Below are 26,251 nucleotides of genomic sequence, written 5' to 3' on the forward strand. Positions count from 1 at the left end.
AGGCATAAAATAATGATTTTCGAGATTTGTTAAAAATCTGACACTACGGATAGTGATTTCGACCGAAGTACAATTCTTAATTGTTAAATACACGTACTGGCTATTTGGCGATGGTCCTATGTGAAACCCAACCGAACGGGGAGAGAGGGCCGTTTTCAAAGCCTGCTCCAGTTTTATATCCCTAACCCATGTTCCAATATATGCCAAGGCAGCCCAAATAAGAGCCGTGCATGTTCCACTAATCAGGCTATATCCCAAGCTTAAGGACATGGAAAACGCTAGAGCAATGGCTAAAACAATTAGGGCAGCAAGACCAATTGAGTTTCGTTTTGCGCTATCTGACCAGAGGGTAAAAGTTGTGTGCTTCATTGATGTAAAAGCGTAGTGATTTGAAGCAATTCAAGCAACCACCTTGCTCACCTAAACTTTTCCGCTCTTGCACTCCTTCAAAAAAGGAGTACGGTTCGCCCAGACATTTGAATTTTGCGTTTGTGTAAGTTGCTCTGCTCAGAAACCGCCAATTTTAAGCACAGAGAACAGTCTGCACAGGGACGCGCCCGCTCGGGCGTGGCTTGTGTTCGTTTCTCTGTGCGGGTGCTTGGCGGTACCTTGAGCGGGGGCGTCATGAGTCACGCCTCTTTTTTTGAGGCAGAAAGGACAATTATGGATGAGATGGAATATGAGGTCACTATGATTAAATTAGCCCGCAATTTGTCTGTTCGCGCTCTTATCCTTGTTACCGTGGGATTTATGGTCATTTCAGGCTGCGCATATTCATCTGGAACAAAAAGCGCATCAAACTTAGATGCTCGCCAAAAAATAGTTAAAGGTCAGACCAGTAAGAACGAAGTCCTCCGATTGTTTGGACCTCCAACTATGCGTATAGGCATCGGATCAGACCGGGAAACATGGAGCTACTCTTATGCTGAGGCAAAAGCTCAAAAAAGGATGTTCATCCCAATTGTTGGGCCCTTGATTGGCAGCGTAGACTCTGAGGCTCATTCCATAACCATCGGCTTTGATTCCAATGGAGTAGTAAAAACAGTGAGCGTTTTTGACCAAACCGGAGGTCGCCGTTAGCGGAAAAAAATTTTACCCAAAAATTTTCCGAACAAAAATTGCACCCCGCGATTTACGGAGGAGGAATAACGATTTTTTTAAAAGCCCCACGTAGCGGTTTATAAATGGAGAAAAAAAATGGACGTATCTGCATCTTCAGAAATGCTTGAGGAAAGTAAAAAACAAACCCGTTACCTCAAGGAGATCCACAACCTGATAGGCTTTATAATTGCCGTACAGGGAATATTGATTATTGCAGTAGGGGCAATTGTTTATTGGAAAATCTATTCCTAACTAGCTTTTGAATATGCCCTTTGGGCTGGGGGCGGGATTGATATAAAGCAGCCTTTGCCATCGGCCTCTTTCCTCTCTGTAATGCCCCGGCAGACGGCTTAGGCGTGACGGATTAGCGCAAGCAGGGTCACACCCCATCGGGACAAGCATTTTCCTGTACAGGGTTTCCTTTACAGTGAGCCGCCATTGTTCGGGGGTGTAGATTTCTGAAAGCTTTATCCATGCATGAATGCTTTTCCCGCCTGAATCAATGAGGGCGGCAATGGGAAACGGGGCCGCACACCAGAAAGCTATCTGGTCTTCGCGGCTCATATTGTCGAATTCCGCCACCGCAAACCGATATTCTTTTATTGCCGCATCGCATCGCATTGAGTCCTTCCCGTCTTTAGTTTTGTGTGTCGTTCCTGTTAATGGGTTAGGGATTATGTGCGGCATTTTGCTGGTGTCCTGATCCTGTATGATGAACTCCTTAAAATCTGCCACAGTGCAGGGCTCTTTTAGATAGCGAGAACCGATAAAAAGGTATTCACAAGGCGCATAGAATGCTTCCAGCAGGCAAAGGGAATCCTCAAAAGGATGCCCGCCTAGTTGCAATGTGCTTTTTTCCAGCAGGGCATTTTCTGAATATTTTCTACCCACCTGTATCAACCGTTTTTTCAACGTAGCGGGAGCGCAGGACAAGCCGATTGTCGGGGGCGGTGGTGCGGGTATGTTTTCTGCTCCTTGCTCATGGTCGGCGCGGGCCTTTTGAACAGCACTCCAAATTTCCGAGTCTGGCACATAGCGGGCGCACTCATCGGTTTGCCCGCGAATGTCTTCAAAGATCGTCTCATCGTCAAAGCCCGCTTTCACTCCGATATTCGCTACCCCCAAAATAGCGGGATGATACCCCGCACCTGTAGGGGGAAGGGTTTCCAGCTTGTGCAGGTATTTTGAGCGCATATCCGGGGCGTGCTGGCGGAGATGTTGTTTTAGTTTTTCTTTGTTCATGGCAATTTCTCCTTTTTTTTCTGCGTGTGTGTGTGGTGACGGGGTGTCACCCTCTGCCCCATTCCTGTGTTATTTATATTATTATTATCTGACTATAGAGGTAGAGGGTGGAGCCTTGACACCAGCCTTTATTTATAGGGCTAAAAAGGTGACACACGCGGTTTTTCAAGCCCGGCAAGGGTGACACCCGTCTCAAGGGATTTTGATTTTTTAGCTCTTTTTTCAAAATCTAGCCCCCTTGTTCTTTTTCCGGTGCGATACACCATTCCCTGTTAGATTTGCTTCTTACGCTCTCAACCCGTTCAGGGTGTATTTTCTGAAGCCTTCCAAGCAGGGCCGCGCACGCACTGGGGAAGCTGAACAACTGGCTTGTCTGTTGCGGTGCTGCCGTCCTAAGCATTCCGTCTAACGATGCCGCCGAACCCCGGAACGGAAGCCGAATATGCGTCTCTATCAGCTCAAGCAGCTCTGTTTCCTTGGAGGTATTGCGGAGTGCCCGCAAAAGCTCGGGATGATGAAAGGCCTTTACTACATACCGTTCAGATCGTTTGTCGGCGGGCACGTCCATATCTTTGAGCACGTACAGAAGTCCGCTTGCATCACTGCATAGCCGCTTCCAGAATTGCGACCGCTCCTCTGCCGTATTGGTTGGCATTGGTAGCGGAGATTTCCGTGCTTGCAACAGGATAATTTTATCCTCAAGGCTCTTTTCCATCCGGGGAAGAACCTGCAAATTTTCTTCCTCATCGTTCAGGCTGAAACTCAAAACCCAGAACGGGGAAAGCATGATTGCATCCCTGCCTTTCGCATGCAGGCGGTGTTCGGAGCCTACAGCAATTTGCTTTATCTCATTTCCTAGGCTCTCCCGGCTTCGGTGATCAGTGCTTGCACTTTCATCGTCAATAATCAGGTGCTCCGCTCCGAACAGTTCCGAATTAAATTCTGTGCGCCCTGTCAGATAGCGATAGGGCTTTGCAGAGCGTCCGCCTAACGTGTAGCTGACTATTTTCTGAAGCAAGGATTTGCCGCTCCCGGGCTCTCCGCCGATAACAAGGGCCTGTCTGGGTTTCTCACGCTCCCAGATTATCCCTTTCCACCATAGCAAAAAAGTTTCCAACTGATCGGCGTTGTGCCCAAGCAGTCCGTCTAAAAATTCAAGCAGGACGGCATACTCTCCCTCCACTATATCAAAGGGCTTTGCCTCTGATGTAACCAGAATTCGATTCCCGCACTGCTCTACCATCCCGCAAGGATACCCGGCAAGCGGCCCTGCAAATTGAATGCTCTGATTGTCCTGAACGAACAGCAAACAATCGTCAATAAGGCTTAGCTCTGTAAGCGGGTCGCGGGCATTGGAAATACCTAGCTTTTTCAGTCGCCTCTTTACGTCAGACAACGGGAGGGCAATATAGCTTCCATCGCTCGCCCCATACAGATACCGGTTCCGCTGGTGGTCAAAATAGATATGTTTCACAAGCTCAGGGCTGAACTGGACCATCTCTTGCCGAAACCCGCTGAACAATGGATGATCCAGCGGGTTCGGGTCATTAGCTACAGCTATTGCCTTTCGTTGGGAGCTGTTAGTCATTAGCAGCCCCTTCCAAAAAGTCGGGGTGCGCTTTGAGAATCATTTTTATGATTTGTCGGAGGCGCATCTTTGATGCGCTCAGCGGAATGGAAACAATCTCATCAAGAGGCAAGGCCCATTTCGGGTTTACTTTGATCCGGTCATCTTCTTTTACCTTTCCGTAAAAGTTGAATCCCAGTATCTCAACATTCTTGAGGTCATCCCCTTTGATGGATATGCCAAGGAAATAGTTTCCCGGAATCAGCTCAAACGAAAAGGGTTCCTCTTGGCTTTGAGATTGGCCGTCACCACAGCAAGTTACAGGAGAGATAAGGATTAGCTTTGTTACGTCTTGCCTGTCACTCATGCCGCACCCCCAATCTTGCACTCTTCTAAGAAGAGGTCGAGGTCGGCAATGTCATAAACAAGACAGCGAGGCCCTATTTTAGAATAAGGAATTCGCCCTTGTTTGGTGAGGTCGTGTAAATAGCGCCGGGAAATTCCCAGATATTCACTAGCCGCCCCCGCCTTAAGGGCGCGTGGTTTTGTTTTGTTGCTTATCGCCATATTATCTCCTTCTGTTTGTCTATGTACGGCAAGATGAGATTCTCGCCTTCAGGAGGAGATAATGGAGGACTGTTGCAGCAAGCACAAAGGTGCTAAATTAGACACATAGCTAGGGAGAATACAATATTGCTAAAGCCCTGATGTTTTTCAGGTCGCCATCCATCGAGTCTCGACATAGCTCAAGATACGAAAGAAAACAGCTGGCAGAGCCCGTCTTTGGGGCCATTTCTGCATGTTTTTCAAACAGGTCTGCAAACTGCCTAAAAACATATCTTTGCAGCAAGCTGTAGGGCTTCCGGCTCTTTCCCTTACCAAACTTTTTTGACAGAATGCTTTGGTAAAAGCTCACCCCATCATGATTCGGACAATTCGGCTTTTTTGTTTTTTTCCAAAGCGAGTCGAGGCCTCGCTGTAGGTCGCTTTTCCTGCGAGCCAGTTTTATTTCCAACCCGTCCACCCTTATATAGTCGATATTTAGCAGTTCTTTTTCGCTCAAAGTCTTCAGGTAAGCCTTGAACTCATTTGATTCCGGAAGGCGTGAATTAAAAACATGCTGAAAACAAATGCAAAGAGGAATGGTGTCTCTTGCTAAGGCAGTTGCGGCTTCTGGGGAAAGAGTAGGAATATAAGCTCCTACCCTGCCGGGGGTGATAAATTCTGATAGGGTTTCTAGCTTGCTCATGCCGCCTTCGACTTTTTTATTTGCACCACCTTCCCCGCTGTTGCGGGTTTGATTTGGAAATACGATTGCGCCTGTGCTTTGCGGTTTTTCGCAAGGCCTTTGTAGTGCCGCTGGAGCATTTTAGAATCTGTGTGCCCTAGGCGGTGCAGGGTTTCATCCAACCCTTCCAGCGCAAAGCAAAAGGTTGCAAAGGTGTGTCGCGCCCCGTCCTGAATAGATGGAGCTTCGGCCTTTTGGTAGACCTTTACGCGCCACCGCTTGAGAGTAGTCGCGGAGTACGGGAAAATCTTCCCGTCTTTTTTGCGGTATTTCAAAAGCCATGCTTTCAGATTCTCCGGCATGGTGACAATACGGGCCGAGCGGGTTTTGGATTGATCGGCCCGAATGTGAATTTCCCCGAGATTCAAATCAACATCCTTCCAGCCTAGACGGGTGATTTCTTCGGGGCGCACCCCGGCGAAAAAAGCAAGAGCAAGGTATGGCACAAGGTCGGGGTGCAGTTCCTCTGCCTGTTTGAAAATGGCTTTTACCTCTTTGGGTGTATAAATGCCGGGGGTGTGCGATTCCATCACTGTTTGGCGGGTGCGTTTAACGGGATTGGCGGTCGCTTTGCCCTCCCGCATTGCCCAATTGTAGAACCCACCCAGATAGCGTTTTAGATTTGCACGGCTCGTTCCCTGAATCCCTTGTTCATCTAAAAAAACGTCAATGTCCTTCGGTTCTACGGCATCAACCGCCATATGTTCGAACGCTTCCTTGCAGGGTTTTAGCCATTTTTTAATTTCGCTGAACGAGCGGGGGCGCAAATCGCCGCGCTTCATGTCACGTTCTTTTTTCTGGATATACTGCTCTACTAAAGGGCCGAAACCGTTCGAGCTATCAACTTTTTGATGGTGTTTTATGTAGAACTTAGCAGCAGCTCTCAGGTTTACCCCGTATTCTTTCAGCAAAAACAGGGCTTCAACTGCATCCGTTTTTTGTTCATCGCTGAACCGCAGGGCAGCAATCCCCTTGTTCCCGGCCTCAATGCTCTTCTTTTGCGCCCAGCCAATGGCAGCATCTTTTGTTTTGCAGGTCTTCCGAACATGCTTGCCGGATTTGCGCCCAAGGTCTACCTGATACCGCTTCCCTGCCGTTGTCTCAATTAGCCGAATTCGAAAGCCGTGGTGAATCTCGAATTTGTCCTCTTTGAATGTCGCATCCGTTGCCTTTTTCATAATGGCAACATGATGAAAGATAGGCGTGGAAAAGCAAGCATTCGTTGCAAATTGGTTGCATCTTTATTTTTATTACTACAGTAACAATCTACATTGCAACACTTTATAAAATCATGACCTACTGTCTCTTAATCAGCGGGTCCAGGGTTCGAGCCCCTGCGCGTCTACCATTTGATTCCGCACCTTTACTGAACCCCAACGCGGGCGTTGGAGTATTTCGGTCGAGGGATGGGGCGGGATTTGAGCTGATCGCTGAAAAAGTCCTCCTCCTCAAAGCCTCGCAAGGCATCCAGCCGGTCTTCTGTAATCCAGCTGAGGTCGGTTTTGAACTCAACCGGATGATCCTGCCGATCGAATATAATCACAACATATCCGGCATACAGACAGCCGCGCAACTGATAGTTGTATTCCATATACCGTCGGGATTCGGTCTCCAGCGACATCTGACAGGTATAATCGTTCTCTTCATTAAAACTCAAAGGCTTCGAGGCTTTGCGCAATAACCTGTAGCCATCGTCGGCGACTTCTTCACCGATCAGATACACCTCCATGCGCAGCGTGTCGCTTTCAATGTTATCTTTCGCCTCCACCACAACGGTCCCGGTTACAATTCGGATGATATCATCCGCCAACGCATTTTTGCTCCTGAATTTGGCACGCGAGGAATCGGAGAACTTGATGTTCACCTTAGGAATAAAAATGGAGGACAGGTGCTTCTTGTCCCATTCAGACAGCTCTCCGAGCGGAATATACTCTTTTTCTCCGGCAGAGGTTTCGATCTGCACCTTACCAAGAAGTACCCGTACGAATCGGCCTTCAATCCTCTCACCGGACTGCGTGCGCCAGATGCGCATACCGTCGGCACCTGCACAGATCACTGCGCAGCCAAACAGTATTCCTAAAATGGTTCGGCTCATTTTCATAAATCAGTACACATTGAACATTAAGTCGCTGTCCAGATTGATCTCTCCCGGGGTCAGCAGGTAGGTCATTTTATTTTTCACCTTCTCGGGGATCTCCGCGGTATGGAATACCGGCAGGATTGGCATCCCATCCTCGTTTTTAGGATAAATGGCACCCTGCTCCTCCACTGCAAGCATGGCTTTGAACCAGCCGCCGTAATAATCGCCGGCGATCACTTCCATATCCACCGGAACGCCGGGCTCAAGCTCAAACCAGTCGCTGACCGTGGCCCACCCGTGCCCCATCAGATATTTCCAGCTGTCTTTATGCGCCGAACGCCAGTCGCCGAAGTGCAGCATCTGGGAGTTTCCGAAACCGGTCACCAGCACGACCTGCTTGTTCACCCGAACAATCAGGTAGTTGTCTCCGGTTCCGCGGAAACGAAAACGTCCGCCGTCCTTGCGGGCGATCTTTCCTTTATAATGAATCAGCCAGAATGCCGGACTCACCTGCTCACTCAGCTGAATGCCGAACTGTGCCGGACCATGTTCCGACGGAATCGGGGGAATCATAAAATGCGTTGTGTAGAGTTTTTGAGGAGAGCGGTAGTACGGGGCGAACACACGCGGGTTCCAGCCGGAGTTCATGAACCGACGGATCAGGGCCTGTGTTTTATCAACCCCGATTGCTTCAAAAGATCCGTCGCGCTTCATTTCCAGGGAATAAAACGTTCCCTCAAAATCATTCCCCATCGCAATGGAGTTTTTCGTGCCGAACAGTCCGATGTCCGAAGCATCGGGCATCAGCTCAAACCCGCCGACGCCTCCGCCGAGCCCTTTTGACATACTCGGCATCTCAGGCAGCTGCAGCTGAGTCATATTCTGAACATTCTTTGAAGTAATCCGACTGGCCGCTTTGGGGCGAACCTGCTTCTTCACCTTCACCTTCGGTTTTTTAAGCTCCATCTTCTGGCGCTTCACCGGCGGCGGCGGTTCAAATTTCTTTTCCGGCTTCTGGACCATCGTAAAGACGACCAACCCGCCGGCCAGCAGAGCGATTCCGCCATGAATCAGCATGCTCACCAGCACCGCTGTCGGCACGCCCTTGATCAACCCACCATTTTTTGTGCTCTTGGCCATATGACAGACAAACGTTTATTCTGTGTTATTTCTGATCAATACGTTTACCAACGAGAAACCGGTTACAGTTCTCATCGGCCACTTTATGCCTTCAACCCACACCCCTTCTCTACACCCACGTCTTAAAACAGTTAAAGACACAACAGTGAAGCGCATCCTGATTCCAATTTACCAAAGGATCTTTCAAATTCGCTAGCACGTTAAAGACAAGTAGCAGAACGATCACGCCATAAGAACCCACGCGTCTTTTCTCCAAAGGTTGGAAAACCAGTTGCATCGCAAGACACATTTTTCCAAGGTCTGGAAACAAAGGAAACTTTCATGGAACACCTCGGCATACTCATCACCTTCGCGGCTTATCTGCTCTTCATGCTCGCCGTGGGAACCCACTTCTACAAACGCAACGAATCCCTTTCGGACTACCTGATTGGTGACCGCCAGCTTAACAAATGGGTCACCTCCATGAGCGCACAGGCCTCTGACATGAGCGGCTGGCTGCTGCTCGGGCTTCCCGGCTATGCCTACCTTCAGGGCATGGAAGCATTCTGGATTGCCTTCGGTCTCGCTGCCGGCACCTACCTGAACTGGAAATTTGTTGCGCGGCGGCTGAGGTGCTACACCGAAGCCGCCGGAAACGCCATCACTCTGCCGGATTATTTCGCCAACCGTTTTGAAGACCACAACCGGCTTCTGCGCGTTTTATCCGCCCTCTTTATCCTCGTCTTCTTCCTGATCTATACCGCCTCCGGATTCGTCGCCGGCGCCAAGCTCTTCGAGTCGGTCTTCGGGCTGCCTTACCAAAGCGCACTGCTCATCGGCGCCGTCGTTATCATCTCCTACACCGCACTCGGCGGTTTCATGGCCGTCAGCTGGACCGACTTCTTTCAGGGCATCATCATGTTCTTTGCCATCATCACCGTTCCAATGCTTGGAATCCATGCGGCAGGGGGATTCGCGGAGTCTTCCAATGCCTGGAAAAATGTCAGCCCCGGTTTTCTCAGCATTTTCACGGATGGAGCGGGAACTCAACTTCGAGCCACAGCGATCCTCTCTCTGGCAGCATGGGGAATCGGATATTTCGGACAGCCGCACATCCTCACCCGCTTCATGGCAATCCGGTCTCCCTCTGAAATCAAACCGGCCCGGCACATTGCCATGACATGGGTCCTCGTCAGTCTCTTCTGCGCCCTACTGGTTGGATTCGTCGGACGCGCGATTCTGCCGGAACTTCTTTCCAAAACGGATTCAGAAAAGGTCTTCATGATTCTCGTCAATCAGCTCACACATCCGCTCATCGGCGGCATTCTGCTCGCCGCAGCTCTCGCGGCCATCATGAGCACTGCCGACTCGCAGCTGCTGGTCACCTCCTCCGCGCTCACCGAAGACCTCTATCGCGTCATCATTCGACCCAAGGCCTCCGATCGCGAACTCGTCTGGGTCAGTCGCGGCACCGTTATCGGCGTTGCCGCGCTCGCCTGCGCCATTGCGTTGGAACCCGACAGCTCCGTACTCGGCCTGGTCTCCTATGCGTGGGCCGGATTCGGCGCCACGTTCGGCCCGCTCGTCCTCATGTCGCTCTACTGGAAGCGAATGACCCGCAACGGCGCTGTTGCAGGCATCATCGGCGGCGGACTCACCGTACTCATCTGGAAACAGCTCGGCACCGGACTCTACGAAATCGTCCCCGGGTTCATCGCCTCTATTCTGCTCATCATCCTTTTCAGCAAACTCGACGAACCACCCGATCAGAAAATCCTAACCCGTTTTGATGATGTGATAAAATCACAACACTAAAACAATCAGACCAACATGAATCATCGAATGACAGTCCGTTACGAAGGCCGCGTACAGGGCGTCGGATTCCGATTTACCTGTGTGAAACTGGCGCAGGGTTTTGAAGTAACCGGCTGGGTAAAAAACGAGTTTGACGGCAGCGTAACGCTGGTTGCCGAAGGGGAAGAAGACCAGTTGACGGGACTGCTTCAGGCAATCCGGAATTCACTTCTGGATCGGTATATCACCAACGAGCTGATTCGCCGCTCGTCAGCAACCGACGAATTCGAAACCTTCGGCGTGCGCTATTGAAAATCCGGCGGATGCGGGTAAGGTTTTGGTCATGAACTTTGACCTGCTGATTCGAAATGGAAGTGTACTCGATGGAACCGGAGCGGAAGCAGTACAGGCTGACATTGGCATTCGCGGCGAAAAAATTGTGGAGATCGGAAACCTTGCAGGAGCAGAAGCAACCACCATTATTGACGCAACCGGCCAGACGGTCTGCCCGGGATTTATTGATGTCCACTCGCACTCGGACGCCTACCTGCTGATTGATCCACGCGCGTCGAGCAAGGTCTTTCAGGGCATCACCACCGAAGTGTGCGGAAACTGCGGAGCGTCTGTTGCGCCGCAACTCGGAGATGCCAAACTGCCGTCCGACTGGCAGGACAAACCATTTCCCGGAACGTGGAGCACCGTTGCCGAGTATCGAAAGCTCTTTGAGCAAGTAACCCCGGCAGTTAACGAAGCCCTGCTGATCGGACACAACACACTGCACCGCGGCGTGTGCGGTTATGACCCGCGCGGAGCAGCACCCGACGAACTCAAAGCCATGAGCCGTGCTCTCGAACAGGCTCTCGATGAAGGCGGATTCGGCATGAGCACCGGCCTGATCTACCCGCCCGCCTCAGCCGTGCCGCGCGAAGAAGTCGTGACGCTGTCGAAAGTCTGCGCGGTAAAAAACAAAATCTACACTTCTCACATGCGCAGCGAAGGTAAACAGCTTCTGGAGGCTATCGACGAAGCTCTCGACATTGGCCGTCGCTCCGGCGTTCGCGTACAGATTTCACATCTGAAAACCTCCGGCCAGGCCAATTGGCACAAAATCGACGCCGCGCTCGAAAAAATAGAAGCGGCCATTGCCGAAGGCCTCGAAGTTGCCGCCGACCGCTATCCCTATACCGCGGCACAGACCGACCTCGATATTATTCTCCCAGACTGGGCCATTCAGGGCGGAGCCGAGGCAGAGCTCGCCCGGCTGGCCGATTCCAACGTTCGGAAACAAATCCGGGACGAAGTTCTCGAAGGCCGTGGCGAATTCGGCTTCAGCACGGTTATGATCGGCTCGGTCGAAAATCCGAAATTTCACCGGTTTAAGGGAATGAAGGTCGACGATGCCGCCAAGGAACTGGGCATGGAACCGGTCGACGCGCTGCTGCACATCATCGAACAGGACAAACTGCGCACCGGTGGAATCTTTTTCGGCATGTGCGAAGAAAATATGTGGCGGATTCTCGCCCAACCCTGGGTGATGATCGGTTGCGATGCATCCCTGCGCTCTCCGGACGGCATCCTCAGCACCGATCACCCGCATCCGCGAGCCTATGGGAGTTTCACCAAACTGCTGCGCGCGTCGATCGACGGCCAGACCGTTCCCCTGCCGGAAATGATCCGCAAAATGACCTCGCTCGCTGCGGCGCAATTCCGATTGAAAAACCGCGGGGAGCTGAAAGCAGGAAACTTTGCCGACGTTGTGGTATTCAATTCAGAAGCTATCGCGGAAAAAACAACCTATCAAAATCCGCATCAACTGTCTGAAGGAATTACAACTCTACTCGTCAATGGCACCCTGACCATAAAGAACGGCGCTCTGACGAATAAAAGAAACGGCCGGTTTCTGGATTAGGAGAGTTTCAATGGCTGAACCTGAGACAAAGCCAACCTTGTTGATAAATCTTGCGAAAAAAGGCAACCAACAAGGGTCTGAAAAAATCAAAAGCTTTCCTTTTTCCGCCGACTGCCGTGCTCGCATTCTGATCCTCGGATCAATGCCGGGTGCGGAATCATTGAGACAGCAGCAGTATTACGCCCATCCGCGCAACCTGTTCTGGGAATTCATGAACGACCTGTTCGGGGCCGGGCGCGAGCTGCCGTATGAAGAGAGATTATCTGTTTTACGCGATAACGGCGTTGCATTGTGGGACGTCGCGCACACCTGCCGGCGTGAAGGAAGCCTCGATGCCAATATGACCGAAGTGGAAGCCAATGATTTCCAGTCCTTGTTTGCGCTGGCACCGAACATACACAGCATTTTTTTCAACGGACAGAAAGCAGCCAAGCTTTTTAAAAAATTGGTTTTTCCAAATCTTGACAAAAAAACAGCTCTCGTTTCCCTCCCTTCCACCAGCCCTGCGAACGCATCCATTAGCAAAACTGAGAAAATAAAGGCATGGAATCAGATCCAAAGAGCCTGTATTGACTGATTTTCCAACTTTTGTTAAAAAGCGCGCTTTAAACCCGGTTTCTCTCAAACATCATGTCGTTTTTGAGAATCCCTTGTTTTTACTAGTGATTTAGCTGACAACATGTTGGTTTATAACCACACGGAAACAACAACCTATTTTTATGGAATGCTTCATGCTTTCTAACGAAAGACAGCAGGAGCTTTGAGACAATGAAGAACAAAGACGGATTTACACTGGTCGAGATTATGTTTGCGGTCGCAATTATCGGGCTGCTGGCATCAATCGGCATTCCGTCGATCCTGCATGCATTTGAAAATGCAAAAGACAAGACGAAGCAATCACATATTGCCACAATTGAAAAAGCAAAGAGCATGCTGACTCTTCCCGAATTGGTCTATGCGTACGGTCGCTCCCTCGAAGACGGCGCCGAATTTGGTGAAGGTGACTATACAGAAGAAAATCTGATGGCCTGCATCCATACGGCAGAAACTCTGGAAGAGTTAAAGGTCGATGACAACTATCTGGTTCCAGGAAATATTGGAACCAAGGCCTACTACACAAAAACTCAACCGGCATACGCTCGGTGATGTTTGAGAGAGTCACATGCTCCTCAGGTCAGCCGACTTCTTGCTGAAGTAAAAAACACCTCCGAATGGATCTGATTGAGAGCAACCCCCCGGGCGTTCAGGCAGCCAAATGCCTCATCAATCATTGCATCATAGCCGCACAGGAAAAAATCCGCATTCAACGGCAAATCAGGGGTCCTCAACAGCGCAGTCACATGTCCCTGAAAATGGCTGAGCACCATCTCGCGAGAAACAGCCAGCTTCAAATCGGCCAGTCGGGACAATAAAGCAAGTTCGACAGCATCCCGCCGATAACGAACTCCATACAGACAGAGCAACTTTTCATGAAGAGGATCATTCGGCGACGATCGCAGTACGCTCAAAAACGGAGCAATTCCAACCCCCGTGGCCACAAACACCGTCGTACTCCTGCCGGAATCCGGGCAGAAATCGCCAAACGGTGCACTGACCTGAACCATATCGCCGGGCTTCCGTTCGCCCAGCCATCTGCTGACAGCTCCGTCGGAAATACGCCGAATAAGGAAACGCAGCAGCGGTTCACCGGCTCCGGATGCCAGACTGTACGGGCGAGAATCTGCAACATCATTAAACAGCACTGCACACTGCCCCGGACGAAACGAATACCCGCCCTTTTCCAAAGACAGTTCAAAAATATCCGGCGTATAAAAACGCACCTCATTAACCGGCAGCTCGAACATGATCGGAACGGTTATGTATCACTTCCGAAATGTCAATATTCCGAAAAACGGATCTTGTTCGCATATTTTTCAGAAACTACATGGAATCAGAAATGCTCATTCGCACCCAGATAACGCCACTGACCGGGAGGGAGGTCTCCCAGTTTCACATGGCCGATCCGAATGCGTTTCAGCCCGACCACTTTGAGTCCAACCAATTCGCACATTCGACGGATCTGGCGTTTTTTACCTTCGCGCAGAATAAACCGTAACTGGTCTTTGTTCTGCCAGCTCACTTTGGCCGGCTTCAGTTTTTTTCCGTCAAGACTCAGTCCGTGATTTAAAAGCTTCAGCCCGTCTCCAGACAACCGCCCCTGCACGCGAACCAGATACTCTTTATCAATGGATGACTGTTCCCCGATAATCTGCCTGGCAACGCGTCCATCCTGCGTCAGAATCAACAGTCCGTTTGAATCGATATCAAGCCGTCCGGCAGGAGCCATCCCCCGAAGCTGACCGCGATGAAATTTTAGCGGAGACCGGTCTCCGTTCCAATGAGTAGACGGTTTGATCAGCAATACCGCCGGCTTATAATTTTTTTCAGCCTGTCCGGAAACGTATCCGACCGGTTTGTTCAGCAACACTGTGACCAAAGCATTCTGCTGAGCCTGCCCGGCACCACTCAACAGAATATCCTGGCTCGGTAAAACTTTAGTGCCCAGTTCAGAAACGACTTTTCCATCAACCCGCACCAGTCCCTGCTCAATATAACGGTCCGCTTCGCGCCGGGAGCACATCCCCCGCTGTGCCATGATTTTTGAGAGTCGTTGTAATTCCATCAGTAACTTCTTACCACATGCGACCGATGAGAGCGCACACATTTCCCAAACATTGGAACCTGTGTATACAAAAAAAGAGCGCCCCGCAACGGGACGCTCCTTTTCTCTTTTCTGCCCGATTTAGAGTTCGGGCATCGAAGACGTTTCGGATCCTTCCTGAGCGGCGGCCAGCGGATCGACACCCAAAGCGTCTTCCACACTGATTTCTTCGCCAAGCTTGACCGGACGGATGTTTTTGTACATCGGGAATCCGGTTCCAGCAGGAATCAAATGACCCATGATGACGTTTTCTTTGAATCCGCGCAGCTGGTCGATACGGCCCAGCGTAGCAGCCTGCGTCAGAACACGGGTTGTATCCTGGAAGGATGCGGCAGAAATAAAGCTCTCGGTCGCCAAGGCAGCTTTGGTGATCCCCAGCAGAACCGGAGACGCTTCGGCAGGCCGGCGGCCTTCCATCATCGCGGTCTGGTTGACTTCCTGGAACTTCTGTTTTTCAACCTGCTCACCCCAGAGGAATTCGGTGTCACCCGGATCCGTGATTTTCACCTTGCGAAGCATCTGACGAACAATCACCTCAATGTGCTTGTCGTTGATTTCCACACCCTGCAGGCGATACACAGCCTGAACTTCATTCACAAGATATTCCTGAAGCTCCTGAGGTCCGCAGACCTCGAGCAGTTCCTGCGGAACAACCGGACCTTCTGTAAGCTGCTGTCCCTTGGAAACCAGGTCCCCCCCGTAAACGATGATGTGTTTACCCATCGGGATAAGGTGCTCCTCTTCGGTTCCGGTCGCAAGGTCTTTGATGATGAGCTGGCGCTTCCCTTTGGCAATTCCGCCCAGTTCAACAATCCCGTCAATCTTGGCGATTTCAGCAGCCTCTTTCGGGCGGCGGGCTTCAACCAGCTCTGCCACACGAGGAAGACCCCCGGTAATATCCTTGGTACGAGCCTGCTTACGAGGCGTTTTGGCCAGCGTGGAACCGGCGCTGATCTCGTCGCCCTTGGCCACCATCACGTGAGCACCGGCCGGAATGGAATAGTAAGCCAAAGCTTTTCCGGCGTTATCGGTAATAACGATCTGAGGATGAAGGTCTTCTTTATGTTCGAGAACAACGAGCCCTTCCACCCCGGTGGTTTCATCTTCCGCCTTCTGGACGGTAACGCCCTCGATAAAGTCGTGGAAGTCGACTTCCCCGTTTTGTTCCGACAGAATCGGCACGGAATACGGATCCCAGGTCACAAATGTCTGGCCGGTTTTCACCCGATCACCATCATCCACCGAAACCGTCGCTCCGATGACCGTTGAATAGCGCTCCAACTCGCGTCCGTCATCGTCGTAGGTTACAACGTAGCCGTTCTTATTCAGAATAACGTTACCCCCTTCGATTTTCACGGTACGAAGGTTTTCGTAACGAATGACGCAGTCTTCCTTGGCCGAAATTTTCGGCTGCTTAAACACGGAGCTGGCAGTACCACCGATATGGAACGTACGCATGGTCAGCTGGGTACCCGGCTCACCAATGGACTGGGCGGCGATAATACCAACCGGCTCACCCAGACGAGCATCTTTTCCGGAAGCCAGGTTGCGGCCATAGCATTTGGAACAGACACCGCGACGGGAATCACACGTCAGTACACTGCGAATCCGAATGGTCTCAATACCAACACGCTCGATTTTACGCGCGGAGTATTCATCGATCACTTCATTCGCAGCCACAATCACTTCGCTTGGACTGTGCGGATCGAAGATGTCATCACATGCCGTACGACCGATGATACGGGCGGAAAGCGAAACGAGTTCATCCTCACCATCTGTAATGGCGCTGACTTCAATACCGTTGAGGGTATGGCAGTCTTCTTCCATAATGATAATATCGTGAGCAACGTCCACCAGTTTGCGGGTCAGATAACCGGAGTCAGCGGTTTTAAGCGCGGTATCGGCCAGACCTTTACGGGCACCATGCGTCGAAATGAAGTATTCGAGAACGGAAAGACCTTCACGGAAGTTCGCGAGAATCGGGCGTTCAATAATTTCACCGGACGGCTTGGCCATCAGTCCGCGCATACCGGCCAGCTGACGAATCTGCTGACGCGATCCACGGGCACCTGAATCCACCATGATGAACACCGGGTTCAGGTCGTCTTTGGACTGGGCATTCACCGGATCATCATTGGTTTCCAGCGCACTGAACAGACGATTGGTCAGTTTGTCGTTCGCATCGGTCCATTTGTCAATGACCATGTTGTAACGCTCACCGTCGGTAATGATCCCCTTCTTATACTTGTCTTCGACTTCGCGAATTTCTTTGCGGGAAGCCGCAACCAGTTCTGCTTTTTCCGGCGGAATAATCATGTCGGACAGTCCGATCGAAATTCCGGCTGCAGTTGCATTGGCATAGCCGAGTTCTTTCAGGCGATCCAGCACATGTACGGTTTCATCATGACCGGCTTTTTCATAGCAGTGCTCAATCAGTTTTCCGAGCAGCTTTTTGTTGACCCGTTCATTCACAAAACCGAGACCCACCGGCCAGACTTCATTGAAGAAAACACGCCCAACGGTTGTTTCAATCACTGTTTTTTCGGGATCGCCGAATTTGGTTTCGGTCTGGCGGTCAGGATTGCGATAGCGAATGCGGTCATGCATTCCCACTGCACCTTCATCAAAAGCGGTGTGCACTTCGTGAATATCAGCAAACAGCGGCAGACGTTCCTGCTCTTTTTTGCTGTCCCTTCTCCGCGACTCCATAATGTATTTCTGGGAGAACGAGGTCATGAAATAGATCCCCAGCGCAATATCCTGCGTTGGTGTGGTGATCGGTTTTCCGCTCGACGGGGAGAAAACATTGTTCGGAGCCAGCATCAGTGCTTTGGACTCGATCTGTGCTTCCACGGAAAGCGGGACATGCACAGCCATCTGGTCACCGTCGAAGTCCGCGTTGTAAGCGGTACACACAAGCGGATGCACCTGAATCGCATTCCCTTCGATCAACACCGGCTCGAACGACTGAATCGACAGGCGGTGAAGAGTCGGCGCACGGTTGAGCATGACGGTATGACCCTGGGTCACTTCGTCGAGAATATCCCAAACGACCTCTTCTTCGCGCTCAATCATTTTTTTAGCACTGCGCACGGTGTGCACGATCCCGCGTTCTTTGAGCTTGCGAATGATGAAAGGTTCGAACAGCACAAGCGCCATTTTCTTCGGCAATCCGCACTGATTCAGTTTGAGGCTCGGGCCAACCACAATCACGGAACGTCCGGAATAGTCCACACGTTTACCGAGAAGGTTCTGACGGAAACGGCCCTGTTTCCCTTTCAGCATATCGCTGAGAGACTTGAGCGGACGGTTTCCGGGACCGCTGACCGCACGACCGTGGCGGCCGTTGTCGAACAGCGCGTCCACCGACTGCTGGAGCATCCGCTTTTCGTTGCGGATAATCACCTCCGGCGTTTTGAGAGCCAACAGGGTTTTCAGACGATTATTGCGGTTGATCACACGGCGGTACAGGTCGTTCAGGTCGGAGGTGGCAAAACGGCCACCTTCAAGCGGAACGAGCGGGCGCAGGTCCGGCGGAATCACCGGAAGCACTTCAAAGGTCATCCACTCCGGGCGCGATTTGCTTTTGATGAGGCCTTCAATAACCTTCATCTGCTGGACCAGCTTTTTGCGGGTCATTTTACTGCGAGTGGCAGCCAATGCATCTTCGAGTTCACGGAGTTTTTCCGGAAGATCGATTTTTTTGAGCAATTCACGAATCCCTTCGGCGCCGATCCGTGCATCAAAGCTGCCGACGCCGTAGTTATCCAGAGCTTCACGATATTCGAGCTCGGAAAGAAGCTGTTTTTCTTTCAGCGGAGTATCGCCGGGATCAACAACGACGTAATCATCGTAGTAGATCACATGCTCAAGATTCCGCATGGTCATGTCCAGAAGCAGGCTCATGCGGCTCGGGGTCGCCTTGAAGAACCAGATGTGCGACACCGGAACAGCCAGCTCGATATGAGCCATCCGTTCGCGACGAACACGCGAAAGGGTTACTTCCACACCGCATCGGTCACAAATAACACCTTTGTGTTTGATGCGTTTGTATTTCCCACAACTACACTCCCAGTCTTTCGACGGGCCGAAGATTCTCTCACAGAACAAACCGCCCTTTTCCGGCTTGAATGTTCTATAGTTAATCGTTTCGGGGTTTTTGACCTCCCCGAAACTCCAGGAACGGATGTCTTCCGGCGAAGCCAGCTTAATGCTTGCTACATCACTGGAAGAGTCTTCTCCGCCGCCGAGTATGTCTGCTGCGCTACGTGTATCCACGATGATTCTCCTGTCAAAAAATTAAAGGTATCCCGGAAAGGCGGACTCTTCTTCTTCCGCGGCCTTCACCTCGAAATTGAGGCCCAGCCCCTGAAGTTCCTTAATGAGTACGTTGAATGATTCCGGACGACCGGCGTCCAGAACATTTTCACCTTTCACGATGGACTCATAAATGCGTGTCCGGCCGGCGAGGTCGTCACTCTTAACGGTGAGCACTTCCTGCAGGGCATGAGCGGCTCCATATGCTTCCAGAGCCCAGACCTCCATCTCCCCGAAACGCTGTCCACCGTACTGAGCTTTTCCGCCCAGCGGCTGTTGCGTCACCAGAGAATACGGTCCCACAGCACGAGCATGGATTTTCTCCGTCACAAGATGATGGAGTTTCAGCATGTAAATGGTTCCGACCACAACGCGCTGCTCAAACTTTTCACCGGTACGGCCATCATACAGAACCGTTTTACCATCCTTGGACAGGCCGGCATCTTCCATCATCTGACGAATCTCGGCTTCGGAGATCCCGTCAAAAATCGGAGTTGCAGCATGAATTCCAAGATGCTTACAGGCCCATCCGAGATGTGTTTCCAAAACCTGTCCGACGTTCATTCGAGACGGCACACCCAGCGGGTTCAGTACAATTTCCACCGGAGTCCCATCCTCAAGGAACGGCATGTCCTCTTCCGGAAGGATTCGGGAAATCACCCCTTTGTTACCGTGACGTCCAGCCATTTTGTCACCCACCGAAAGCTTTTTCTTACAGGCCACATAAACTTTTACCTGCTTGATGATACCTTCGTCGACCTCTTCACCGCTGTCCGCGCGATCCATGTTGCGCTGTTTATCAGACTCCGCCTCCGAGAACTTGTTGCGGAAGTTATCGATGATGCTCATGATTTTGATCCGAATCGGGCTCGGGTCAATTTCGATGTGCTCGTAGTTGGCTGCCAGTTTGCGCAAAAGCGTTTTGGTGATTTTACGGTTCGCCGGGATAATCACATCGCCGGTTTCCATATTCATCACATCCAGCGGGATCTTTTCACCCAAAAGGATATTTGAAAGCGCTTCAGTCAGATCCTCCGTAAGTTCGTGAACAGAGCTTTTGTAGCGCTCTTCGATCTCTTTCTGACGTTTTTTGACGTCAGCATCCGAACTCTTCTTCGCAGAGGAGGATGAAGATTCCTTGGCGTGTTTGTTTTTGGACGACACTTTGACATCCATCACAATTCCATGAGATCCACTGGTCGCACGCAGGGAGGTATCCCGCACGTCTGCCGCTTTTTCACCGAAAATCGCGCGCAGGAGGCGCTCTTCCGGAGCCAGCTCGGTTTCCACTTTTGGAGTAATCTTACCGACCAGAATATCGCCCGGTTTGATTTCCGCACCGATTTCAATAATTCCCTCATGATTGAGGTTTTTCAGTGCGTCTTCTCCAACGTTCGGAATATCACGAGTGATTTCTTCGGGGCCGAGTTTGGTGTCACGTGCGCCGCATTCGAACACTTCAACGTGAATAGAGGTATAAACGTCTTCTTTCACCAGTTTTTCACTGATCAGAATCGCGTCCTCAAAGTTGTATCCGCACCACGGCATGAAGGCCACCGTGACGTTGCGACCCAGAGAAAGCTCTCCCTGATCGGTAGCCGGTCCGTCAGCGAGCACCTGTCCGGCAGTCACCTTCTGGCCTTTTTCCACGATCGGTTTCTGGTTCAGGCAGGTTCCGGCATTGGAACGCATGAATTTACGCAGTGAATACTCGACGTATTCGTCTTTCGGCGTTTTCTTCGTCGGCATTTCACCGGTCTTGGAAACGACAATTTTGTCCGCGGAAACATAAGCGATTTTACCCGCGATATCCGAAATAACGAGCACACGGGAGTCACGAGCAAGACGCTCTTCAATACCTGTTCCTACATACGGACGGTCAGCAACCATCAGCGGAACAGCCTGGCGCTGCATGTTCGATCCCATGAGCGCGCGGTTCGCATCGTCGTGCTCAAGGAACGGAATCAGTCCGGCAGCAATACTCACCACCTGTTTCGGAGACACGTCCATCAGTTCCACTTCGGACGGCTCAACCTCAATGAAGTCCCCTTTGGCACGAACCATAACGCGGTCGTTCTGGAAGGTTCCGTCGTCATTCAACGGAGCATTGGCCTGAGCGATAACAAAGACTTCCTCTTTGTCCGCAGTCAGCCATTCAACCTGTTTGCTGACTTTCCCGTTGGTCACTTTGCGGTACGGAGTCACAATGAACCCATACTCGTTGATACGGGCAAAAGTTCCCAGTGAGGAAATCAGACCGATGTTCGGACCCTCCGGAGTTTCAATCGGACAGATTCGACCGTAGTGCGAACTGTGAACGTCTCGCACTTCAAAGCCGGCACGGTCACGATTCAGTCCGCCCGGGCCGAGCGCTGAAAGACGACGTTTGTGCGTCAACTCAGACAGCGGGTTGGTCTGGTCCATAAACTGGCTGAGCTGAGAACGACCGAAGAAATCCTTAATCACTGCAGACAGCGCTTTGGGATTAATCAGTTTCTGGGACGTCAGGCGGTCAACCGTTGTATCAAAAATGGTCATGCGCTCTTTAACGAGGCGCTGGATACGAGCCAGACCGACACGGCACTGCCCTTCGAGCAGTTCGCCGACCGTACGAATACGGCGACTTCCAAGATGGTCGATATCGTCCAGCATTCCGTGTCCCTGACGAATGTTGATCAGGTGACGGATTGCTTCCACGACATCCTCTTTATCCAGAGTCAACGCGTTGGATTTTGTGCCGAGTTTCTGCTGCACTTTGTAGCGACCGACACGACTGAGACTGAAACGGGTTTCATCAAAGAACAGACGTTTCAGCATCTGGCGGGCGGACGCGGTCGTCGGCGGATCGCCGGGACGCAGCTTCTGATACAGGTCCTTCAACGCTTCATCAACCGTGCGAGTCATGTCCTTCTGAATGGTTTTCAGGAAAAGACCTTCATCCCAGGAAACATTGACAACCTCAACCGACTTGTAGCCGGCGAGTTTCATGCGTTCGATCATATCCAGGGTCAGCGCATCATAACGACGCCCAATCACAGACTGAGAATCGCTGTCAACCGCATCATCTTTGAGGACTAAATCAACTAGATCCGATTCATCGCTGATCCGTTTGCTCAGAGAGAATGTTTCAGTTGTATAATAGAGATCCAGAATTTCTTCGTCGGATCCATACCCCAGCGCGCGCAGGAACGTCGAAGCCAGGAATTTTCTCCTGCGACGTTTCCGGTCCAGATAAACATAAAGCAAATCAGAAGTATCAAATTGGGTTTCCACCCAGGATCCGTGGTCAGGAATAATACGGAAAGAGTAAAGGTAGGATCCATTAGCGTGCGTGCTGCGCTCAAAACAGATTCCGGGGGAACGGTGCAGCTGGCTGACAATAACACGTTCAGCTCCATTAATCACAAAGCTTCCACGTTCCGTCATCAACGGGATCTCACCCATAAAGAGCGTATCTTCACGGATATCTTCGTTTTCACGCAAACGAAACGTTACATAAAGCGGTGCCGAAAAAGTTTCCCCTTCCCGCAGGCACTCCACATAAGACATAGTCGGCTCTTTGATATCGTAGCTTACAAAATCAAGAGCAATCTGACCGTCATAACTCTCCACAGGAAAGGCTTCGCTAAGCACCGCCTGCAAGCCGATTTTTTTCCGGCGAGACGGAGCGACCCCCTGCTGGAGATAATCCAGGTATGAATTGGTTTGAAGCTCGATCAGGTCGGGAGCTTCGATAATATCAGTCAGTTTTCCAAAGTTTTTTCTCTCAGCCATGCAAATCATCCTCAGGCTAAATTTCGGGTCGCCAAAGGCCTAAACACTTTAAAAGAAAGAGGTCTAGGCACACGAAAACTATATGCGACAGAGCCGACGGAGCTTATCGCCCCGCCGGATCTGCCTGCATGATCGTCGTTATTTGATTTCGACGGTAGCGCCCACGCCTTCGAGTTTTGCTTTAATCTCTTCGGCTTCTTCTTTGGAGACGCCTTCTTTAACAGCTTTCGGAGCGTTGTCGACCAGTTCTTTCGCTTCTTTCAGGCCAAGGTTCGTGATACCACGAAGCTCTTTAATAACCTGAATTTTCTGCGAACCGGGAACCGTCAAAGTAACAGTGAACTCAGTCTGAGCAGCAGCGGCTTCTTCGCCACCACCAGCAGCAGCGCCGCCAGCGGCCACAGCAACCGGGGCTGCAGCAGAAACGCCAAGACGAGTTTCAAGTGCTTCAACCAGTTTGGAAAGTTCCAGAACCGAAATTCCTTCGATCCACTCTACGAATTCAGCCATTTTGCCTTCGAGCTGTACTTCTTCTTTTACTTCTTCAGCCATTTTTCTTCCTCCCTACGATGAATAATATTCAACAATTATAAAAAGCGTCTTTACGCCGCCTGTTCTTTTTTCTCGCGTACGGCGTTGAGCACATACAGCAAACTGCAGACTTTCTGGTTCATGACACCAACCACCTGAGTCATCGGTGCTGCCAGTGTACCCACCAGTTTCGCCTGAAGCTCTTTTTTGCCCGGCAGTTTTGCCAGAGCAGCCACATCCTCGGCCGAAAGAACCGATCCTTCGAGCATTCCGCCTTTGAGAACCGGTTTTTCTTTCTGCGCAGAAAACTTCTTCAGAATTTTAGCAACTTCAACCACGTCACCTTCGCCGAAAACCATTGCGGTTGGACCGGTCACCTGACCGAAGTCCTCACACAACCGCTGCAGCATGCTGTTCTTAACAATTTTTACTTTGGCCTCTGCTCCGCGAAGCTGTTTTTTAAATTCTGTGGTTTCAGGCATGCTCATGCCCGTGTAGTCGGCAAGGATCATATAAAGCGCACCGGAAACATGTTCCTGCACCTCATTGTACATTGCCTTTTTTTCAGGTCTCAAATTTTTACCTTCTGTGCTCATGACCGTATATCCTTGATTATTTAAGCTGCTGCGGTTTCTTTGACATCCACGTGCAAACCCGGTCCCATAGTGGTCGCAATCGTCACGCGCTTAATATAAATCCCTTTAACCGAATCCGGTTTCGCTGCCAGAATCGCATCATATGCAGCACGGAAATTCTCTGCCAGCGCTTCAACGGTGAAAGAGCGTTTCCCGAACGGAAGCATAATGTTTGCATTGCGGTCCATCCGGAACTCAACGCGTCCTGCTTTAAACTGAGTCACCGCATTTCCAATATCGTCAGTAACCGTTCCGGTTTTCGGGTTCGGCATCAAACCGCGCGGTCCGAGAACACGGGCAATCTTGCGAACTTCTTTCATGGCGTCCGGAGTGGCAATCACCACATCAAAGTCCATCCACCCGTTTTTGACCTTCTCAATCAGGTCTTCAAATCCGACGTCTGCCGCTCCGGCAGAACGGGCCGCTTCAGCCGCATCGCCCGTCGCAAAAACGATCACACGAACATCTTTACCGGTTCCGTTCGGCAGAGCCACCGTGGAACGGATTGCCTGGTCGGATTTCGTCGGATCCACTCCCATGCGGAGGGCCAGTTCAAAGGTTTCATCGAAACCGGCGGTGGGGTTGTCTTTTAAGAACTGAATGGCCTCTTCGAGGGCATACTGTTTCTCAACAGAAACCTTTTCTTTCACTGAGTTATATTTTTTTCCGTGTGCCATCGCTATTCAACCTCAATTCCCATACTGCGAGCGGTTCCTTCGATAATACGGCAAGCCGCATCCAGGTCACTGGCGTTCAGGTCCGCTTCTTTTGTTTTTGCGATCTCTTCCACCTGTGCACGGGTGACTTTTCCAACCTTGTCACGGTTCGGAACCCCGGATCCCTTTGCAATCGATGCTGCTTTTTTGAGCAGTGCAGATGCCGGTGGACTTTTTGTTACAAACGAGAACGAACGATCCTCATAAACGGTGATCACCACCGGAATAATCATTCCAGCTTCCTGCTGTGTCGCTGCGTTGAACGCCTTGCAGAACTCCATGATGTTCACGCCATGCTGACCGAGCGCAGGACCCACCGGCGGTGCCGGGTTGGCCTGTCCGGCCGGTATCTGCAGTTTGATCAATCCCTTTTCTTTTTTTGCCATAACAAAACTCCGCTTTAGGAAGACGCCTTGTCCACCTGCCAATATTCAAGTTCCACCGGTGTCTCACGCCCGAATACAGAAACCAGCACTTTGAGCATCCCGCGCGCTGGGTCGACTTCGTCGATAATGCCTGCCAAGCTGGCAAACGGTCCGTCAGAAATTTTAACCGTTTCGCCCGGATCAAACTGAACTTTCGGCGTAACTTTTTCTTTTTTCTCTTCCACCTGATTCAGAATATTCTCCACCTCATCATCGCGTAACGGCACGGGAGCATCGCCTCCGATAAAACCAATTACACTCGGGGTTTCCTGAATAAACGACCAGGTTTCCGCTATTAAATTCTTATTGTCGTCATACAGAGCGACATTCGCCAGCACGTACCCGGGGAAAAACTTCCGTTTCACGGTGGTTTTTTTACCCTGCTTCACTTCCGAAACATTTTCGGTCGGAATCAGGATCTCACCGATATACTCTTCCATTTCCTCCTGCTGCACCCGGCTGGCAATATTGCCCTGAACTTTCTGTTCATGCCCTGAGAGCGTGTGTAAAACAAACCACTGCTTTTTCATATTCGGGTCTTTCTCCGCTTATCGCAGAACCGCTCTCAAAATTCCCATCAGCACCGAGTCGCTCAGACCAACAAATGCACCCAGAATCACCACAGAAATCACAACCACCATTGTTGAACCCATCAATTCCGATCGGGTCGGCCAGGTACACTTCTTCAGCTCGGTTTTCACCTCGCCCAGAAATGTTTTCAGAGCACTGATCAATTCAACAATCTTTTTCATGCTGGATGTTCCCGAAGAACCTGGCAGGCCAGAAGGGAGTCGAACCCCTAACCCCCGGTTTTGGAGACCGGTGCTCTGCCAATTGAGCTACTGGCCTACTGCTTCTTCAAATTATTTGGTTTCTCTGTGCAGTGTGTGGCTGCGGTCGTGGGGGCAGAACTTCTTCACCTCAAGTCGGCCCTTCGCAAGCTTCTTATTCTTCGTCGTGGTATAGTTACGACGCTTACACTCTGTGCAGGCCAATGTAATAATATCTCTCGGCATTGTCTTGCCCTCTTTTGCCAACTGTTCATTAACGAA

The 26,251-nt window shown here is 51.0% G+C and carries 26 protein-coding genes and 1 tRNA gene; 7 read left to right on the top strand and 20 right to left on the bottom strand.

The genetic code is table 11. From position 1 onward, the window contains the following. Nucleotides 1-663 precede the first annotated feature (663 nt). Together bamE and GT409_RS02755 are read left to right on the top strand one after the other, a co-directional pair. Entirely contained in the window at nt 664-1,080 is a 417-nt protein-coding gene (gene bamE, locus GT409_RS02750) for an outer membrane protein assembly factor BamE domain-containing protein (protein ID WP_160626718.1), read from the top strand. 117 nt (nt 1,081-1,197) lie between these two features. Continuing rightward, nucleotides 1,198-1,353 carry a hypothetical protein gene (locus GT409_RS02755; protein WP_160626720.1) on the top strand — a complete coding sequence of 52 codons (156 nt, stop codon included), beginning with the start codon at nt 1,198-1,200 and terminating at the stop codon, nt 1,351-1,353. On the opposite strand, the gene GT409_RS02760 is transcribed toward GT409_RS02755, so the two are convergent. From GT409_RS02760 to GT409_RS02795, 8 genes are all read right to left on the bottom strand, one after another. Continuing rightward, nucleotides 1,354-2,343: a hypothetical protein gene (locus GT409_RS02760; protein ID WP_160626722.1), complete on the bottom strand. Its 990-nt coding sequence runs from the start codon at nt 2,341-2,343 to the stop codon at nt 1,354-1,356. 229 nt (nt 2,344-2,572) lie between these two features. Further along, the gene (locus GT409_RS02765) at nt 2,573-3,931 is read right to left on the bottom strand and encodes a primase-helicase family protein (RefSeq protein WP_160626724.1); all 1,359 of its coding nucleotides are present in this window, start codon (nt 3,929-3,931) and stop codon (nt 2,573-2,575) included. Beyond that, nucleotides 3,924-4,277 (bottom strand): hypothetical protein, encoded by a 354-nt coding sequence (locus tag GT409_RS02770; protein WP_160626726.1) that lies wholly within the window; start codon nt 4,275-4,277, stop codon nt 3,924-3,926. The genes GT409_RS02765 and GT409_RS02770 overlap by 8 nt, the downstream gene beginning before the upstream one ends. Beyond that, entirely contained in the window at nt 4,274-4,477 is a 204-nt protein-coding gene (locus GT409_RS02775) for a helix-turn-helix transcriptional regulator (RefSeq protein WP_160626728.1), read from the bottom strand. Before GT409_RS02775 ends, GT409_RS02770 begins: the two co-directional genes overlap by 4 nt. A gap of 109 nt (nt 4,478-4,586) precedes the next feature. After that, a complete protein-coding gene (locus tag GT409_RS02780; protein WP_160626730.1) occupies nt 4,587-5,159 on the bottom strand; it encodes a hypothetical protein in 573 nt (190 codons plus the stop codon). Continuing rightward, a complete protein-coding gene (locus GT409_RS02785; protein ID WP_160626732.1) occupies nt 5,156-6,376 on the bottom strand; it encodes a site-specific integrase in 1,221 nt (406 codons plus the stop codon). Before GT409_RS02785 ends, GT409_RS02780 begins: the two co-directional genes overlap by 4 nt. Before the next feature lie 185 nt (nt 6,377-6,561). After that, nucleotides 6,562-7,299, bottom strand: coding sequence for a CYTH domain-containing protein (locus GT409_RS02790; protein WP_160626734.1), 738 nt, complete (start codon nt 7,297-7,299; stop codon nt 6,562-6,564). A 3-nt stretch (nt 7,300-7,302) separates the two neighbouring features. After that, nucleotides 7,303-8,418: a hypothetical protein gene (locus tag GT409_RS02795; protein WP_160626736.1), complete on the bottom strand. Its 1,116-nt coding sequence runs from the start codon at nt 8,416-8,418 to the stop codon at nt 7,303-7,305. A 321-nt stretch (nt 8,419-8,739) separates the two neighbouring features. On the opposite strand from GT409_RS02795, the gene putP reads away from it, so the two are divergent. From putP to GT409_RS02820, 5 genes are all read left to right on the top strand, one after another. Then, complete coding sequence (putP, locus tag GT409_RS02800) at nt 8,740-10,212, top strand: sodium/proline symporter PutP (RefSeq protein ID WP_160626738.1); 1,473 nt, start codon at nt 8,740-8,742, stop codon at nt 10,210-10,212. Nucleotides 10,213-10,227: 15 nt separating this feature from the next. Then, nucleotides 10,228-10,503: an acylphosphatase gene (locus GT409_RS02805; protein WP_233231592.1), complete on the top strand. Its 276-nt coding sequence runs from the start codon at nt 10,228-10,230 to the stop codon at nt 10,501-10,503. A 31-nt stretch (nt 10,504-10,534) separates the two neighbouring features. Then, the gene (locus tag GT409_RS02810) at nt 10,535-12,100 is read left to right on the top strand and encodes an N-acyl-D-amino-acid deacylase family protein (protein ID WP_160626740.1); all 1,566 of its coding nucleotides are present in this window, start codon (nt 10,535-10,537) and stop codon (nt 12,098-12,100) included. A 10-nt stretch (nt 12,101-12,110) separates the two neighbouring features. After that, a complete protein-coding gene (locus tag GT409_RS02815) occupies nt 12,111-12,677 on the top strand; it encodes a DNA-deoxyinosine glycosylase (protein WP_160626742.1) in 567 nt (188 codons plus the stop codon). A gap of 191 nt (nt 12,678-12,868) precedes the next feature. Continuing rightward, nucleotides 12,869-13,246, top strand: coding sequence for a type II secretion system protein (locus tag GT409_RS02820; protein ID WP_160626744.1), 378 nt, complete (start codon nt 12,869-12,871; stop codon nt 13,244-13,246). Nucleotides 13,247-13,269: 23 nt separating this feature from the next. Here GT409_RS02820 and GT409_RS02825 read toward each other — a convergent pair whose 3' ends face one another. The 12 genes from GT409_RS02825 to rpmG form a co-directional block, all read right to left on the bottom strand. Next, complete coding sequence (locus GT409_RS02825; protein ID WP_160626746.1) at nt 13,270-13,944, bottom strand: ferredoxin--NADP reductase; 675 nt, start codon at nt 13,942-13,944, stop codon at nt 13,270-13,272. An 86-nt stretch (nt 13,945-14,030) separates the two neighbouring features. After that, on the bottom strand, nt 14,031-14,762 hold the full coding sequence (locus tag GT409_RS02830; protein ID WP_160626748.1) for a pseudouridine synthase: 732 nt from the start codon (nt 14,760-14,762) through the stop codon (nt 14,031-14,033). Nucleotides 14,763-14,882: 120 nt separating this feature from the next. Continuing rightward, complete coding sequence (gene rpoC / locus GT409_RS02835; RefSeq protein WP_160630035.1) at nt 14,883-19,085, bottom strand: DNA-directed RNA polymerase subunit beta'; 4,203 nt, start codon at nt 19,083-19,085, stop codon at nt 14,883-14,885. Nucleotides 19,086-19,100: 15 nt separating this feature from the next. Then, on the bottom strand, nt 19,101-22,892 hold the full coding sequence (gene rpoB, locus GT409_RS02840; RefSeq protein WP_160626750.1) for a DNA-directed RNA polymerase subunit beta: 3,792 nt from the start codon (nt 22,890-22,892) through the stop codon (nt 19,101-19,103). 138 nt (nt 22,893-23,030) lie between these two features. Beyond that, entirely contained in the window at nt 23,031-23,444 is a 414-nt protein-coding gene (gene rplL, locus GT409_RS02845) for a 50S ribosomal protein L7/L12 (RefSeq protein ID WP_408647948.1), read from the bottom strand. Nucleotides 23,445-23,494: 50 nt separating this feature from the next. Further along, nucleotides 23,495-24,019 (bottom strand): 50S ribosomal protein L10, encoded by a 525-nt coding sequence (gene rplJ, locus GT409_RS02850; protein ID WP_160626751.1) that lies wholly within the window; start codon nt 24,017-24,019, stop codon nt 23,495-23,497. A 20-nt stretch (nt 24,020-24,039) separates the two neighbouring features. Further along, on the bottom strand, nt 24,040-24,735 hold the full coding sequence (gene rplA, locus GT409_RS02855) for a 50S ribosomal protein L1 (RefSeq protein WP_160626753.1): 696 nt from the start codon (nt 24,733-24,735) through the stop codon (nt 24,040-24,042). 2 nt (nt 24,736-24,737) lie between these two features. After that, entirely contained in the window at nt 24,738-25,160 is a 423-nt protein-coding gene (gene rplK, locus GT409_RS02860; protein ID WP_160626755.1) for a 50S ribosomal protein L11, read from the bottom strand. A 14-nt stretch (nt 25,161-25,174) separates the two neighbouring features. Continuing rightward, a complete protein-coding gene (gene nusG, locus GT409_RS02865; RefSeq protein WP_160626757.1) occupies nt 25,175-25,729 on the bottom strand; it encodes a transcription termination/antitermination protein NusG in 555 nt (184 codons plus the stop codon). A gap of 18 nt (nt 25,730-25,747) precedes the next feature. Further along, entirely contained in the window at nt 25,748-25,951 is a 204-nt protein-coding gene (gene secE, locus GT409_RS02870) for a preprotein translocase subunit SecE (RefSeq protein ID WP_160626759.1), read from the bottom strand. A gap of 21 nt (nt 25,952-25,972) precedes the next feature. After that, nucleotides 25,973-26,048, bottom strand: a tRNA-Trp gene (locus tag GT409_RS02875). A 14-nt stretch (nt 26,049-26,062) separates the two neighbouring features. Beyond that, nucleotides 26,063-26,215, bottom strand: coding sequence for a 50S ribosomal protein L33 (gene rpmG / locus GT409_RS02880; protein ID WP_160626761.1), 153 nt, complete (start codon nt 26,213-26,215; stop codon nt 26,063-26,065). Between the last annotated feature and the right edge of the window lie 36 nt (nt 26,216-26,251).

The sequence above is a fragment of the Tichowtungia aerotolerans genome (assembly GCF_009905215.1).
GTDB lineage: Bacteria > Verrucomicrobiota > Kiritimatiellia > Kiritimatiellales > Tichowtungiaceae > Tichowtungia > Tichowtungia aerotolerans.